We start from the raw sequence: 15815 nt of genomic DNA on the forward strand, positions 1-15815 counted from the left end.
TAGATATCGAGATGAAAAAATATATTACAGCTGCGGCATTGATGGCTTTGAGCTTAACTGCCTGTACAAAATTGGATGTAGCTGTGGAATCACAGTTGACCAGTGAAAATTTTCCGGTGACGCCAGATGCATTTGTGGCGGCAACAGGAACTGTCTATCAAAAATTTAATGCCGGTTTCGGGGTCGATATCTGGAGGATGTATGAACTGACCAGTGAAGAGGCTATTATTACCGCCCGCAACGGTGGATATTATGATCAGGGCAGGTACCAGACTTTACATAAACACAACTGGTTACCCGATCAGCCAATTGTTCAGGCTGCATGGCAGTGGGGTTATGCCGGAATCAGCGATTGTAACCGAGTATTGAATCTGTTGGAGAAGTCTGTAGACAGTCCAACCAAAACTCAGTTTCTGAATGAAATCAGAACCATGAGGGCTTTGTATTATTTCTACATTATGGATATGTTCGGAAATGTGCCCATTACCAGTTTTGGCACCGCAGAACTTCCCAAACAATCCACCAAAGCAGAAGTGTTCGCTTTCATCGAAAAAGAACTCCTGGCGGTTTCTGAAGGTTTATCAGCTCCCGCTACCGTAACTGCAGAGTTTTATGGTCGCCCTACCAAATGGATGGCTTATGCACTTTTGCAAAAACTCTACGTCAATGCAGAACAATATATCGGTAAAGCGATGTATGCCGAATCGATTACTTACGGCGATAAAATCATCAACGGCACCTCGATGACATTGGTAAGTGATTACAATACCTTGTTTTCGCCAACTAACGGTGCCAATACAGAGACTATTTTCGCTGCGATTTATGATGCCAATTATTCTGCCGGAAATGCCATAACACGTTATACGCTGCACAGTACCCTTAGGGCAAAATATAACCTTCCATTTAGTCCGAGTAATGCTCAATGTACTTTGAAAGAGTTTTATGATACCTTCAATCTCCCTGGTGATGTGCGGAATGCAACATGGCTTGCGGGCCGGCAATTTCTGGCAGACGGTGTTACGCCGATCATGAACGGTTCGGCTCAATTAAATTTCACTCCTGAGATCATTTTAACCAATGATCAAACCATGGATGTGGGTGCAGAAGTAAATGGTATTTCAAGGGGCGTTCGTTCGATTAAATTCTATCCAGACCCGAATACAAACAGCAGCACGAGGTTTCAGAATAATGATATGCCAATTTTTAGGTTGGCCGATGTTTACCTGTTGAAAGCTGAGGCTTTGCTCAGAACAAATGGATCAATGGCCGAAGCTGTGAAACTGGTAAACAGGGTACGTGTTCGTGCGAAAGCAGCAGAAGTGACCACCATTACTTTGGATGGAATATTGGAGGAACGCGGACGTGAACTGGCATGGGAAGGATGGCGCCGCAATGATTTGATCCGTTTTGGAAAATACCAGGGCAAGTGGGGATTTAAAGCCGGTAACGAAGGTGCTTACCGGGATATTTTTCCAATTCCGGCAACAGAACTGGTTTTGAACAAAAACCTCAAACAAAACCCGGGATATTGAGCGACATGAATGATTTGCGCTAGCAAATCAGTGCTGTCTGATTGATGAGGGCTGTCCCCTCGGTATCGGCTTACAGGAGCAGGTACCAAACCGCCTCTGAGCCGCTTGGATTAAGTGTCCTGGTGGTGAGCGTCATAGGAAAAAGGCATCTTAAAGGTGTCAGTTAAGTATAAAGAAGATGAATGCAAATGAACTGCCGAAGAGGCGTCGAAAGGATTAGATGATGTCAAAACTAAAGTACAGTATCACTTTATTATCATCAGAGAGGACGACCTGTTTACCGTCTCTGTGGCATCCGGCGTATAGGCAGCATGAGCTTTATACAGGCAATCAGATGGAACTTGTGAACCTGTCGGGAGGATGTGAAGGGAAAAGTCCAAGCGGAAGAACCCGCAAGGCCGAAAGTACCGATGCCTTCCACGGGGGCAGAGCCACCCGTAGTAGTGGTGATGGTCTTGGAAACTTGACTGGAGCGAAGGAGTGGCATTATCAGGCGCTGTACATTGATAGAAACTGTTCAAGGTTAATACTACAGGAGGTATAAAAGATGTACAGGCCAAAACCATATTGTACTTCAAGAAAGTCGGTTCAGGAAGCCTACTTGAAGATCAAAGCCAACAAAGGCGCAGCGGGTGTAGACAAGATGAGTATGGAAGCATTTGACATGCAATCCCAGAAATACCTTTATAAACTATGGAACCAGATGAGTTCTGGTAGCTACATGCCACCTGCCATTAAGCTGGTAGAGATCCCCAAGAAAGATGGTGGTAAAAGGCCATTGGGCATTCCCACGATAACCGACCGGATTGGACAGGCTGTGGTAGCAGCAAGACTGGGAGAAGTGGTCGACAACTTATTCCATGAAGACTCTTACGGCTACCGCCCAAAGAAATCAGCGTTACAGGCAGTTGCCAAAGCACGTGAAAGGTGCTGGGCATACAACTGGTTACTGGATGTCGATATCAAAGGGTTCTTCGACAATATTCCGCACGATTTGCTGATGTTGGCAGTTGAAAAGTATACAGAAGAGGATTGGATGGTACTATACATCAAAAGATGGTTAGTGGCATCTTTACAACTGGAAGATGGGACAGTAGTTCCGAGGACTAAAGGAGTTCCGCAAGGTTCTGTAATTGGTCCGGTTCTTTCAAATCTTTACCTGCATTATGCAATGGATATGTGGCTAAAAGCCAATTACCCTGAGCATGCTTTTGAACGTTATGCCGATGATGCAGTCATACATTGCAGAACAGAGGAACAGGCCATCCACTTGAAGGAAACATTAGGGCAACGGCTAAAGGAATGCGGTTTGGAGATGCATGAAGACAAGACCAAAATTGTCTATTGCAAGGACACTAACCGCAGGGGGAAAACGGATGAAGCCGTAACGTTTGATTTCCTTGGTTATACATTCAAGCCCAGACAGGCATTGAACACCAAGAGGAACGTCAGCTTTACGAACTTTCTTCCGGCAGTAAGTACAAAAGCAATGAAAGCGATAAATGAAAAGTTGAATAATATGCCAATACTACGAATTGCAGGTATTGAGATAGAAGCAGTTGCCAAAGAAATGAATCCGGTATTGCAGGGTTTGATCAACTATTACGGGAAGTTCTATAGCACTAAGTTGAAAGACTTTTTGCGTAGGGTTAACGCAAAGCTGGCCAACTGGGCAATCAGGAAATACAAAGGGTTAAGGGTAAGTTTGACCAGTGCGATAAAATGGATAAAGCGTTTACATAAACGAAAGCCAAACTCATTTGCACATTGGACATTTGGCTCGAGACCCACTATGGAATTACGATAATAAGAGCCGTATGATGGGAGACCATCACGTACGGTTCTGTGAGAATCTCAGGTTGAAATACCTGGGTTTACTTGATAGATGAAAAGAAGAGATTTTGTAAAGGGAACCGCCCTTGGTGCAATTGGTGCAGGTATGCTGGCGCCATTGCAGTCGCTTGCGGGAAACGTGACAACACATCTGGAAAGTGAGGATGTTGCGCCACGTAACGAATTAAAAGATGATTATCCCGTACACTTTATGGCGGTAGGGGATTGGGGCCGAAACGGAGCTGATCATCAGGTTCATGTGGCCAGGCAAATGGGAAAGTGGGCAACTGAAAATCCCAATGATTTTATTATCTCTCTGGGCGATAATTTTTATCCAAAAGGCGTCACCAGCGAGCATGATCCACTTTGGCATTATTCGTTTGAAAATATCTATACCGATTTTGCATTGCAATGGGATTGGTATCCGATTTTAGGTAACCATGATTATATTTCTGATCCCGATGCACAGGTGAGGTACAGCAAAATTAGCCGGAGATGGAAAATGCCATCGCGTTATTATTCAAAAGAAGTGCCGATTAAAGGTGGTGGGAAGGTGCTGATGGTTTATATTGATACGTGTCCGCTTATTCCTGAATTTCATCAGAGTGAGCAGTACAAGCCCTGGGTGCAGGATCAACAGCCTGAAAAACAGTTGAAGTGGCTGGATCAAACGTTGAAAAATGCTGGTCCTGATGTAAAATGGAAAATGGTGATGGGGCATCATCCCATTTATACGGTAGGGCCCCGCATTAAAAATTATGATACCCTGGCAGTGAGAAAGGTTCTTGAGGATATATTCGAGCAAAATCAGGTTGATGTTTATCTCTCCGGTCACGATCATTCGCTGCAACATTTAGTCACTCCGGGAATGACGCATCAGTTTATATCGGGTGCAGGTTCTGAGATTACGCCGGTAACCAGCGGAATATCTTATAGTAAATTTGAAGCCTCAGATTATGGTTTCATGTATTTTTCTATTGATCAAAATCGATTAAACGCGAAAATTATTGATCATACAGGCAAAAATATTTATGAAACAACTTTGATGAAGGCTTAACCAGAATTGTTTATCATTTCATTTAAGGCTGTCTAATTTTGGGCAGCCTTAGTTGTATGGGCGCTTTTTACTTCCTTTATAGGTTGTTTTTTTTTATTAATTTTTACTTAACATCGCTGCTCTTTCTTTGCCAAAAATGAAATCATTATGAAAATTATTTTCCTACCTGCATTTAGTTACTCTGTTTTGTTCTTGGTATTTTTGGACAATATTCTGGATTAGATAGGGAGGCTTTTATAAAAGCCAAAAAAAGGGAGATTAATTTAGGAGGATTTTATACCTTTCAAATGTATAATGGGGCCATTATTCGCCAATAATAGGGGCGATGTGCTTCCTCTTCCCATACATAGAACTGATTGTTTATCCCTTTTTCCCAAAGCAAATTACTGAGGGATTTGTTGCTTTCCAAAAAAGGGTCCTCTTTGCCAACAACTAAAATAATTTCCATTGCATGCATGTTGTTGAGCTGCTCACTGTCGTGTAGATGCGGAAGAAATTGAATAGGCATGTTGTGGTAAACCTGGTCACTTCGGAATCCGCTCATCAGATCACCAAATGGGTGGATGTATTGAGTAAGATCATATCTGCCACTGATCCCGACGATTTTATTAAAAAGATGGGGATGTTTCAAGGCAATATTTGCCGCATGATATGCGCCCATACTAAAGCCAACCGATTGCAGCCGGGTAGACCCGTTTTTTTGATGGATCAGCGGAATAACCTCATTGAGCAAGTAGGCTTCATACTGTAAGTGTCTATCTATGCGGACTGAAGGAAAGACCGAATGGTTGTAGAAACTTTCGCCATCGATACTGTCCACACAGAAAAGTTGAATTTCTCCATTGTTAATCTGACTGGAAAGTGCATGAATGATTCCCCAGTTTTCATAATCATAAAATCTCGCTATTCTGGTCGGAAACAAAAGTACTGCCCTTCCGCCTGTTCCGAAAATCAACAGTTCCATTTCGCGACCCAAATGATCGCTATGCCATTTATGGTATTCCCTGTGCATGTTTGAATGTTTAGGGAAGATAGTGGTTTTTGTGTTAGTTGAAAGTTAACAAATCATCATGCTTAGCCTAATTTCTGCTGAATGAGCAGCTTCCACAACTGGTAACCTTTCGGGCTTAAATGCAATCCATCCTGGTCATAATATGTCGGATCTGGTTTTCCCGATCTGTCAAGCATTTTCTTAAAGATATCGATAAAATGCCAGTTCCCACTTCTTTTGATGATCTCACTTTCTATCAAATTATTTGTGTATTTGAATTGCTCTGCCATGTGCCATCTGGAAAGACTCGGCTTAAGGGAAATAAAATAACAGGGCACATTGCCAAAGCGTGCTTCTACCTTAACCATTAATTGCAGAAAGAATATATAAACCTCTTCCGGATTACGGCCATCACCCAGATCATTATCACCTGCATAAAAAACAAAAGCCTGAGGTCTGTAACCCACCATGATCCTGTCGAAAAACCAGACACATGCGGCCAAAGTAGAGCCTCCGAATGCCAGATTGCAGGGCGTTTCGGTCGGAAAATCCATCTTTAAAGAATGCCACAAACGGAGAGAGGAGCTCCCGTAAAACAGGATGGAATGTGCTTCTCTACCTCCTTGCGGGATCTCTTCGAGATGCCGGACTTCATCTTCATACCAGTACATATAGTGAAGATATGTTTTTTAAGTTGCCGCAGTAGGTGCTGAACATTATTTTTGTTATTCGTAAATCTGGCAGGCTTTTCACAATTACGTTATCAGGCTTCGTAGAAACTAATGATTTTTTATGTCCACCAGGACAATGGAAATTTGATCTCATCTACTGAGCTGGCAATCATATCAGGTTTAAAAGCATAATGTCCAAGGGTGTCTTTGCTGGAGATACCCGATAGCACCAGAATTGTTTTGTATCCCATTTGCACCCCACCTTGAATATCGGTCTCCATGGTATCGCCTATTACTGTGGTTTCACCGGTTTCAAGACCTAAAAATTTCCTTGCCGAACGCATCATCACCGGACTTGGTTTTCCGGTAACAAATGCTTTTCTTCCAGTGGCCTCTTCAATCATCGCGGTTGTTGCCGCAATTCCTAAATTATTCCAACCTGGTTTTTTGGGTGAAGGGTCTCTGTTTGTAGTGATGAATTTAGCCCCAGCAAGAATCATATCTACTGCCCGCTGAACCATTTCCAATGTAAAATTTCTACCTTCTCCAAGTACCACAAACTCAGGATCTGTGTTCACCAGGGTGATGCCCTGGTCATGCAAGCTGCTCAGCAGGCCACCTTCTCCAAGTACATAAGCGGTGCCCTTAGGGCTTTGGTCACTCAGAAATTTTGCCGTTGCCATTGCGCTGGTATAAACATGGCTTTCCTCAACTTTGATGCCCAACCCTTTAAGTTTTCTTACCACTTCAAGTGATGTTCGCTGACTGTTATTGGTCATGAAAGCGAAGGGAATGTTTTCTTCAGTAAGATGTTTGATGAATTTGTCCGCACCCGTAATCAGCGCTTCGCCACTATAAATCACTCCATCCATGTCAATAAGAAGTCCTTGTTTCATGATCCTTTTTTTCTTGCAAACCTAATGATTTTATTGTTTTCATCAAGCGGTAGCCTTTCTGTCAGCCGATTGGCGAATGGATTTTCCGTTGAAATAGTCGGTAAAACCAATCTTTTGGAGTGTGCTTAATCTTATATTAATATTAATTCAATAATATATTGTTGATTTGATAATTTTAAGACGGTGAATGATACGCTATATATTATAACGTAATTCAAGATGACATTGGTGAGTATTTTAAGCCTCGGATAATTTTTTGCTTTTTGATCGGTATATTTAAAGCTATTGTACTATGCCAGCCTTTTTTATCGAAAATTGGGAGTCCAATCAATGCTGAGATTTTAAGTTATTAGCATGCCAGCAATAAATTCCGTTTTGCGGTTCATTTAAATATTATTTTATTTGTACTACATAATAGGGCATATGTTGTGCTTTGTGGCTTAGCAAAGGTTTATGGATATAAGTAATTTAAGTAAGGATCTACCGCCAATCATTTCAAACACCATGGCTGATGTAGTGGAATTGAAGTTGAGGGAATATCTAAAAAGAAAATCCTTTAAGCCTGGTGACGCACTCCCCAAAGAACTCGAACTTGCAGAAGCACTAGGCGTGAGCAGGAATGTGCTCAGGGAAGCGTTAAGCCGTTTGAGAATGCTGGGTATGATTGAAACACGTAAGAAACGGGGAATGGTTCTGGCAAGACCTGACATACTCGGGACTTTTGAACGTGTATTGGACCCGCTAATTATCGACAACAGCACCCTGCAGGACATATTTGAACTTCGTTTGGTATTGGAAATGGGAATAGCAGACCTCTTATATATCCGAAAAACGCCAAAGGATATATTGGAGCTAGAGAATATTGCCAAAAAAGAGATCAACCATGACCATTCATTTCGCATAAAAAATGAGATTGCTTTTCATGGAAAGCTTTACGAGATGTCGGGAAACGATACTCTGAAGAGATTTCAGATTATGCTGATGCCAATTTTTGATTATGTCGTAACGCTTGAACAGAAACCAACCCGTGGCTTAGTAAGCCATTTAGATCTTGTAGAAATTTTAAAATCTGGTTCAGTTGATGATTTTAAAAAAGGTATGCAAGCTCATTTGCAACCCCACTTTAATAGACTCAAGTAAAATTAGTTTAATCATTACATTAATTTATTGCCCGTAAGCCTCACTTACGGGCTTTTTTTTACTAATTCAGGTTGATAATTAATTTGTTACACTAATTCAATTTGGAATTATAAAGAATACTTCTCACATTTGATATGTCCTACATAAAGACTAATTACCAAATACAAAAACTGTTATGAACAAAAAAATTACGATTTGGCTGCTGGCCATATTATGTCTTTTTGCACTTGAAACCTGGGCGCAAAAATCTGTTTTAGTTTCTGGGGTGGTAAGATCGGGCATGCAAAAGGAAACTCTGCCAGGGGTAAGTGTTAAACTAAAAGGAACAAATGTGGTTGTAACGACTGACTTGGATGGCAAATTCTCTATCAATGTGCCAGAGGGCAAAGGCACACTCGCATTTTCTTATGTTGGTAGTCAAAGCAAAGAAGTGTTTATTAATGGGCAGACGGTGCTCGACGTCACTTTAGACGAAAATGAGAACAGCCTTAACGAGGTTGTGGTTGTTGGATATGGAGAACAATCTAGAGCTACGGTTACCAATTCAATCACTAGAGTAAGCGCAAAAGAATTTGAAAATGCACCCGCTGCTAATCCTTTAAATCAGTTGCAAGGAAAAGTTGCCGGCCTTTCGTTGCAAGTTTCAAGTGGACAACCAGGTGCAAATCCACAGATATTTATTAGAGGTGGTGCATCTACATCGCCAGAAGGCGATTCTCCCTTGTTTATTGTGGATGGTATTGTAGGGAGCATGAGAAACATCAGTGATATTAATGCAGACGATATCGAGTCCATGCAAGTGTTAAAAGATGCAGCTTCTACTGCAATTTATGGAGCCAGAGCTGCAAATGGTGTAATTATCATCAAAACCAAATCAGGAAAGCTCAACACCAAACCAAGCATCAATTTTAGATATACCAGTGGTGTTGAGCAGCAAGGTAGCGAGTATGATTTTACGAGCGCTGCCGATTATATATATGTGAGCAGGTTAAATACACAAAAATTCAATACAAGCAATCCAAATCAATTCCTGGCTAACGGTACCTATGGCATGTCGACAGGAAATCCTAGAAATAGTAAAAATACCTTAGAGTTTTTAGATACCTACATTACAAATTATGGTAAAGATTATGTCAGTAATTTAATTGATAACCAAGGCTGGACTACAATGACAGATCCAGTTACAGGCAAGAAATTAATCTTCAAGGAAACCAACTACCAAAATGAGACTTTTCAAAACGCCAGACGAAATGAATATGATTTCAACGTAAGCGGCGGTACAGAAAAATCTACCTATTACGTAAGTTTAGGCCACCTCAATCAAACTGGTATCGTTTCTGGAACAGATTATAAAAACTATAATTTCTTGATTAATGCTACTTATAAACTAAGCGATAAATGGGCATTAAATACAAATATAAACTACCTGCTCCGTCAAAGTAATGGCATTGGCAACATTCAAAATGTGCTCTCAAGATCGGTAACAATGCCCTTCACCTATCGTGATGTTTACGAAAATGGTTTGCCTGCACCCGGAGAAGGTGTTGCCTCATTTAGAAATAGACAGCATGAAATTTACTATCGTGATCAGTATAGCGACAATAAAGTGTATCGTTCTACTTTTAATTTAGGTGCTACCTGGGATATTTTACCCGGTCTAAGCTTTAAACCTGCAGTGTATTGGTTTACTACAGAAGGTTTAACCAATTCTTTCGAAGCATATAATGAAGTAAATATCAATAGGAATGCTGCAGCTGAGCATACATTTATCAGACAGGCACAGGTTGACGGAGTATTCAATTATGTAAAGGATTTTGGATCGAAACACCACACTAGTTCTGTGCTAGGTACCAGTTACATCAACAATTATAATTATGGTGTAAATGCATCGGGTTATGGTGCGCCAACAGATAACATCAGAACAGTGAATGCAACAGCGCTGTTAACACAAAGAAGTAGTTCGGAGATTAGCTCTGATATTATAATGAGTTATTTCGGTCGTGTAAATTATGATTATGACCGCAAATATTTATTCTCAGCAAGTTTAAGGGGCGATGGTTCATCTAAATTTGCAGAATCTAATAAATGGGGCATATTCCCAGGTGTATCTGCCGGATGGAACGTGCATAGTGAAAAGTTTTTTGATGCCATAAAAAAATATGTTTCAACTTTTAAATTACGTACAAGCTGGGGCCAGGCCGGACAAAATGAACTATCCATTTTCGACACGCAAGGCCAATATAGTATCGGAAATACTTATTTAGGAGAAGTGGGTATTTTAAATACAAAGTTAGCCAACAAAGACTTGATTTGGGAAACTACAACATCATTTGATGTTGGTGCAGATATTGGTTTATTTAAAGATAGAGTAACAGTATTGGTTGATTATTACAACAAAAGAACAAGCGATAGGCTTTTTGATAAACCTTTGGATGCGACATCTGGTTTTCCTTCAATCAAAAGTAATTTTGGCACCATCCAATCTGCCGGTTTTGATTTCGAAATTGCCGGAAAAGCCATAAAAACCAAAAACTTTTCTTGGGATGTAAACTTAACCCTATCCTTTAATAAATCGATAATTATCGACCTACCAAATAATGGAGAACTAAAAAATAGAATTGGCGGTAATATCGTATTCGACAAAAATTTAAACGACTATGTTAAAGTGGGAGGAACTGCGGAAGGAGAAAGATATGGTGGTAGATGGGCATACCATATGATTGGTGTTTACGCAACTGATGCCGATGCAGCTAAAGCACCTAAGGATAGCGAAACAAATAACCGCGTTAAAAAAGGGGGCGATGCTATTTGGGAAGATGTTGATGGAAATGGAATTATAGACAGCAGGGATATGGTTTTTATGGGTTACATCAGACCAGATAGAACGGGTGGCATTGTAAATACTTTTACTTATAAAGGACTTTCGATGCGTGTGGTAGCCGATTTTGCAGTCGGCCATGTAATTGATAACTCTTTTAGAGGAAGATCGCTTGGTAGTGCCAGGAATAACAACATGACTTTGAGTGATGTGATGAGTGATAAAATATGGAAAAACCAAGGAGACAATGCAAGCATACCCAAATATACTGTACAGAGTGATGCCGATTATAACTACAGAAACCATTTAAGGAGTGGCAATGGATTGGCATCTTCATCAGGCTATATTACTGCAAACTCAGCTTACCATTCTAAAGGAGATTTCCTTGCCTTTAGAGAAGTTTCATTAAGCTACAGGTTGCAAGCAAATTTTTTAAGAAAAGCACATATTGCTGGCATAAATCTATTCGCGGGAGTTTACAATATCGGTTACATCACCAAATACGATGGTTTAATGCCAGAAATATTTACAGGTAACGATCAGGGTTCATATCCACGACCAAGACAATACAATTTTGGTGCAACAGTTACATTTTAAATCATGATGTTAAAGAAATATAGAATGAGAAAGCAATTATATATATACACCGCTATTTGCTGTTTAGTAACTTTTGCAAGTTGTAAAAAAATACTAGATGCGCCACCTGTATCGAGCATAACCAATGAATCTTATTGGAAAGCTGAGGGAGACGTAACTGGATACATGACAGGTATCAACGCTGATTTTAGGAACTTAATGAATACAACCCTATACTTTGAAGACCGAAGTGATGTATTTGTTTTAGGCTTAGAAGGCGCAACAACTACAGCTTGGGCGCAAAATTTAACGCCACTAAATGCACCAAATTGGATCAACTTTTATAACCTAATCCATCATTGTAATCTGGTGATCAAATATGCACCTACTATTACTACAGGTACCGCTGCTAATATCAATAGAGCGCTTGCACAAGCTTATTTTATCAGGGCCCATACCTATTTCTCTTTAATTAGAACTTGGGGTAATGTTCCAATTGTATTGCAGCCAACAGAAAGTGCAGAAAGAGATTTGCCGGCTCGTGCACCTGCAAGCGAAGTGATGACGTTAATTCTTTCTGATATCGAAGAGGCACTAAAGAATTTTCCAGAAAAAGGATTTGTGAATAAAAATAGGGTTTCTAAACCTGCAGTTTATGCGCTAAAGGCAGATGCTTTACTATGGAAAAATAAAGTGTTGGCGGGTACCACAAGCGACCTCGAGGCAGCCATTACAGCAGCTGATTTAGCATTGGCTTCGGGCGTTTCTTTGTTAGGTAATTTTAGTGAAATTCATGCAACTGAGAAGAGAAAAAATGCAGAAATCATATTTTCATTCTATTTCTTACGTGATGAAAAATCTGACCAATATGGAAGCAGATTAAAACCTCGAGATATTTTTGTTGCAGCAGCTACAAACGTTGCCCAATTGCCTTTTTCAAAAAATGGAGCTCGTAGCGTATATGCACCAAGTATGAAAATTCAAAGTCTTTTTGCGGCAAACGATGTTAGAAAGGCAAATTCTTTTATTACAGCGGTTGATGCGGCAAATAATGTAATTGGCGTTTTCGATAATAAGTTTAGAGGTACAGTTTATCCAGATGACCGTTATTATGAAAATGAGATTGTACTATACAGAGCAGCAGAAATGATCTTATTTAAGGCAGAAGCTTTAGCGGCATTAAATAGAATTCCAGAGGCTAAAACAGAGTTAGATAAGGTGCGTTTAAGATCAGGAATAGGAGTTTATACAGGTGCGATGGATAAGTTGTCATTCGAAAAAGAATTGCTGAACGAACGTGGAAGGGAATTTTGGATGGAACTTAAAAGATGGCCAGATTTGGTGAGGTTCCATTTCGGTGGTACAATTGATGTATACAATGAAGTGCCAAATCTTTTGGGTAAATCTATTCCATTGTTTTCTCCAATCCCAAATACACAAATATTTTTAAACCCGAACTTAAAACAAACAGAAGGTTATGCTAACTAAACAAAAATATAAATATCGGTTGATCATCTGCTTGTTTGCTGCGATAGCTATTCTGGAAAGCTGTGGTAAAGAAACAGGGCCAATTGCGGAACCTAAACCAGCGCCTGCGCCAACTACAGGCAATACCAGCTATAACCATATCTACAAATCAAACGAAGGAGGTTATTTCTGTTTTAGAATTCCAGCAATCATCAAAACTAAACAAGGTACTTTATTAGCATTTGCTGAAGCCCGCAAAAACAATTGCGGTGATGAAGGCGATATTGATATGGTGGTAAAGCGCTCTACTGATAAAGGTAAAACTTGGAGCGCATTAAGTGTTGTATGGACTGATGGAGAAAATACTTGTGGGAATCCAGCTCCTGTAGTAGATGAAGCAACAGGGAAGATACATTTACTAATGACCTGGAATTTAGGGACTGATGATATTTCTACCATAAATAATGGAACCAGTAAAGATACTAGAAGGGTTTACAAAACCTCATCGGTTGATGATGGTGTAAGTTGGGCTTCGCCACAAGAAATTACTACTGATGTTAAACTGGCCGCATGGGGTTGGTATGCAACTGGGCCTTGTCATGGAATTCAAATTAGCAAGGGTACTTTTAAAGGCAGGCTTGTAATTCCTTGTGATAACATAGAAAAAGGTGCTGGTAGAAAAGGCTATTCACATGTAATCTACTCAGATAATAATGGCGAAACTTGGAAGCTTGGTGGCGTAACACCACTAATTGCTGTAAATCCTAACGAAAGCACAGTAGCCGAACTTGCAGATGGAAGTTTGATGCTTAATATGAGGGTGTCAGGTAATGATAATTTAAGAATGAAAAGTATAAGTACTGATGGAGGAATAACGTGGTCGGTACCTGTTGATGCCCTCGGACTGGTAGATCCAGTTTGCCAGGGTAGCATAATTTCTACCACAGTTGGTGCGCAACATACGCTTCTGTTTTCCAATCCATCAAGCATTACCAGAACAAATATGACCATTAAGATGAGTACAGATAATGGTGTTTCCTGGCCCAAAGCTTATTCTGTATTTACGGGGATGTCGGCTTATTCAGATCTTGTGATGATCGAAAACAATGAAGTTGGAATATTGTATGAGGCAGGAACAGCTAGGTTCTCAGATGGAATTGCCTTTAGAAATGTAAATGTATCAGAAATCAAATAATATGATCAATCAACTTAAGATATCGCTATTATTCTGCTTGATGCTAGCTTTTACATCAGTAGATGCTCAAGAAAAGATTACGCAACAGAAATATCAGTTACCTCTTTTAATTGGAAAAGAGTTTAGTCCGGTATTACGTTTAGCCGTTAATATCTCTAAGGATAAAACACTAAATGGACTCGAAATTAACGTGCCTACCCATGGTGGAGATATAGATCAGGTCCAGCTTTTTGCATTGGATCAGGATACTACTTTTATTACTTCAGCCAAGCTGGACAAATTATCACCTATTGCTACAGTTAATGGGAATAGCTCAAAAGTGCTTACGCTCAAGTTAAATAAAGTTTTAAAATCTGGGCAGCATTTTTTCTGGCTTACTTTAAAGCTAAAAAACAATACAGATCTTCAACATCAAATCAATTTAACAATCTGTTCAGTTGTTTTAGATGGTAAAAAAATAAAGGTTACTCCATCTAATAAAAGCATTAGCCAATATGTTGCGGTGGCTTTGCGTCAGCACAATCAAGAAAATGTTCACACTCATCGCATTCCGGGTATCGCAACAGCAAAAGATGGCAGCTTGTTAGCCGTTTACGACGCTCGAAGAACAAAAGGTGGCGATTTGCAAGGTGATATTGATATCGGTTTATCTAGAAGTGTCGACAAAGGTAAAACTTGGCTCCCAATGCAAGTTGTTTTAGATATGGGTGCATGGGGTGGGCTTCCAGAAAAATTTAATGGTGTTTCTGATGCTTGTATTCTGGTAGATAAAAATACTGGCGACATTTTCGTCGCCGGACTTTGGATGTATGGCGTCATCAACAAAGATGGTAAATGGGTGGAAGGATTAAATGAGCAAAGTACAGATTGGAACCATCAATGGCGAGATAGGGGATCGCAACCAGGTTTTGATGTGAAACAGACCTCACAATTTATGATTACCAAAAGTACTGACAACGGAAAAACATGGAGCAAGCCTTTAAACATTACAAAAATGTGCAAAAAGGAAGAATGGTGGCTTTGGGCACCTGCACCAGGTGCCGGGATAACTTTAAAAGATGGTACGTTGCTATTTCCTACGCAGGGAAGAGATGCTACGGGTAAGCCATTTTCAAATATAACCTACAGTAAAGATCATGGTGTAACCTGGCAAACCAGCAGTGCAGCTACTGAAGAATCTACAACAGAAAATATGGCGGTAGAATTAGTAGATGGTTCGGTGATGTTAAACATGAGGGCAAACTCAAATCGCACAGATACAAGTGATAATAACGGCAGGGCAATAGCGGTAACAAAAGATTTGGGTAAAAGCTGGACAATACATCCTACTTCGCACAAAGCTTTGCAAGAGCCAACCTGCATGGCAAGTATTTTACGCCATGATTATACAGTTGGTAAAACTAAAAAATCAACACTTCTATTCTGCAATCCAGATTCGAAAGTGGCCCGAAATTACATCACACTCAAAATGAGTAATGATGATGGCAAATCATGGGAAAGAAAAGTGCTTTTTGATGAATGGAAGGGTAGAGGATATTCTTGTATCACTAGTGTGGATGAACAAACAATTGGCGTATTGTATGAAAGCAGTCAGGCAGATCTTGTCTTTCAAACAGTTAAATTAAAAGATTTGCTATAA

General features: G+C 40.1%; 12 protein-coding genes. 9 read left to right on the forward strand and 3 right to left on the reverse strand.

Annotation, left to right across the window (positions count from 1 at the left end; translation table 11 throughout):
• Nucleotides 1-11: 11 nt before the first annotated feature.
• From AC3ITD_RS04745 to AC3ITD_RS04760, 4 genes are all read left to right on the forward strand, one after another.
• Nucleotides 12-1532 (forward strand): RagB/SusD family nutrient uptake outer membrane protein, encoded by a 1521-nt coding sequence (locus tag AC3ITD_RS04745; RefSeq protein ID WP_489364450.1) that lies wholly within the window; start codon nucleotides 12-14, stop codon nucleotides 1530-1532.
• 343 nt (nucleotides 1533-1875) lie between these two features.
• Nucleotides 1876-2076, forward strand: coding sequence for a hypothetical protein (locus AC3ITD_RS04750; RefSeq protein WP_489364452.1), 201 nt, complete (start codon nucleotides 1876-1878; stop codon nucleotides 2074-2076).
• Between the two features lie 3 nt (nucleotides 2077-2079).
• Nucleotides 2080-3339: a group II intron reverse transcriptase/maturase gene (ltrA, locus tag AC3ITD_RS04755; protein ID WP_489364454.1), complete on the forward strand. Its 1260-nt coding sequence runs from the start codon at nucleotides 2080-2082 to the stop codon at nucleotides 3337-3339.
• Between the two features lie 78 nt (nucleotides 3340-3417).
• On the forward strand, nucleotides 3418-4422 hold the full coding sequence (locus tag AC3ITD_RS04760; protein ID WP_489364456.1) for a metallophosphoesterase: 1005 nt from the start codon (nucleotides 3418-3420) through the stop codon (nucleotides 4420-4422).
• A 283-nt stretch (nucleotides 4423-4705) separates the two neighbouring features.
• Here the strand turns inward: AC3ITD_RS04760 and AC3ITD_RS04765 are convergent, their stop codons facing one another.
• The 3 genes from AC3ITD_RS04765 to AC3ITD_RS04775 form a co-directional block, all read right to left on the reverse strand.
• Entirely contained in the window at nucleotides 4706-5434 is a 729-nt protein-coding gene (locus AC3ITD_RS04765; protein ID WP_489364458.1) for an esterase family protein, read from the reverse strand.
• A gap of 62 nt (nucleotides 5435-5496) precedes the next feature.
• Complete coding sequence (locus AC3ITD_RS04770) at nucleotides 5497-6084, reverse strand: GDSL-type esterase/lipase family protein (protein ID WP_489364460.1); 588 nt, start codon at nucleotides 6082-6084, stop codon at nucleotides 5497-5499.
• A 119-nt stretch (nucleotides 6085-6203) separates the two neighbouring features.
• Nucleotides 6204-6980 carry an HAD-IIA family hydrolase gene (locus tag AC3ITD_RS04775; RefSeq protein WP_489364462.1) on the reverse strand — a complete coding sequence of 259 codons (777 nt, stop codon included), beginning with the start codon at nucleotides 6978-6980 and terminating at the stop codon, nucleotides 6204-6206.
• Between the two features lie 453 nt (nucleotides 6981-7433).
• Between AC3ITD_RS04775 and AC3ITD_RS04780 the strand changes: the two genes are divergently transcribed.
• The 5 genes from AC3ITD_RS04780 to AC3ITD_RS04800 all read left to right on the forward strand — a co-directional run bounded on the left by AC3ITD_RS04780 (nucleotide 7434) and on the right by AC3ITD_RS04800 (nucleotide 15815).
• Nucleotides 7434-8120 (forward strand): FadR/GntR family transcriptional regulator, encoded by a 687-nt coding sequence (locus tag AC3ITD_RS04780; protein WP_489364464.1) that lies wholly within the window; start codon nucleotides 7434-7436, stop codon nucleotides 8118-8120.
• Nucleotides 8121-8295: 175 nt separating this feature from the next.
• Nucleotides 8296-11535 (forward strand): SusC/RagA family TonB-linked outer membrane protein, encoded by a 3240-nt coding sequence (locus tag AC3ITD_RS04785; RefSeq protein WP_489364466.1) that lies wholly within the window; start codon nucleotides 8296-8298, stop codon nucleotides 11533-11535.
• 24 nt (nucleotides 11536-11559) lie between these two features.
• A complete protein-coding gene (locus AC3ITD_RS04790) occupies nucleotides 11560-13002 on the forward strand; it encodes a RagB/SusD family nutrient uptake outer membrane protein (RefSeq protein WP_489364468.1) in 1443 nt (480 codons plus the stop codon).
• Nucleotides 12992-14176: a sialidase family protein gene (locus AC3ITD_RS04795; RefSeq protein WP_489364471.1), complete on the forward strand. Its 1185-nt coding sequence runs from the start codon at nucleotides 12992-12994 to the stop codon at nucleotides 14174-14176. The genes AC3ITD_RS04790 and AC3ITD_RS04795 overlap by 11 nt, the downstream gene beginning before the upstream one ends.
• Before the next feature lies 1 nt (nucleotide 14177).
• Nucleotides 14178-15815, forward strand: a complete 1638-nt coding sequence (locus AC3ITD_RS04800) for an exo-alpha-sialidase (protein WP_489364473.1) — start codon at nucleotides 14178-14180, stop codon at nucleotides 15813-15815.

Source organism: Pedobacter sp. KH_004 (assembly GCF_057840755.1).

What these genes read in the sequence shown, in the direction of transcription:
- AC3ITD_RS04785 (WP_489364466.1), top strand. Translation starts at nt 8,296, where the DNA reads ATGAACAAAAAAATTACGATTTGGCTGCTGGCCATATTATGTCTTTTT.
- ltrA (WP_489364454.1), top strand. Translation starts at nt 2,080, where the DNA reads ATGTACAGGCCAAAACCATATTGTACTTCAAGAAAGTCGGTTCAGGAA.
- AC3ITD_RS04775 (WP_489364462.1), bottom strand. Translation starts at nt 6,980, where the DNA reads ATGAAACAAGGACTTCTTATTGACATGGATGGAGTGATTTATAGTGGC.
- AC3ITD_RS04770 (WP_489364460.1), bottom strand. Translation starts at nt 6,084, where the DNA reads ATGTACTGGTATGAAGATGAAGTCCGGCATCTCGAAGAGATCCCGCAA.
- AC3ITD_RS04780 (WP_489364464.1), top strand. Translation starts at nt 7,434, where the DNA reads ATGGATATAAGTAATTTAAGTAAGGATCTACCGCCAATCATTTCAAAC.
- AC3ITD_RS04760 (WP_489364456.1), top strand. Translation starts at nt 3,418, where the DNA reads ATGAAAAGAAGAGATTTTGTAAAGGGAACCGCCCTTGGTGCAATTGGT.
- AC3ITD_RS04745 (WP_489364450.1), top strand. Translation starts at nt 12, where the DNA reads ATGAAAAAATATATTACAGCTGCGGCATTGATGGCTTTGAGCTTAACT.
- AC3ITD_RS04800 (WP_489364473.1), top strand. Translation starts at nt 14,178, where the DNA reads ATGATCAATCAACTTAAGATATCGCTATTATTCTGCTTGATGCTAGCT.
- AC3ITD_RS04795 (WP_489364471.1), top strand. Translation starts at nt 12,992, where the DNA reads ATGCTAACTAAACAAAAATATAAATATCGGTTGATCATCTGCTTGTTT.
- AC3ITD_RS04790 (WP_489364468.1), top strand. Translation starts at nt 11,560, where the DNA reads ATGAGAAAGCAATTATATATATACACCGCTATTTGCTGTTTAGTAACT.
- AC3ITD_RS04765 (WP_489364458.1), bottom strand. Translation starts at nt 5,434, where the DNA reads ATGCACAGGGAATACCATAAATGGCATAGCGATCATTTGGGTCGCGAA.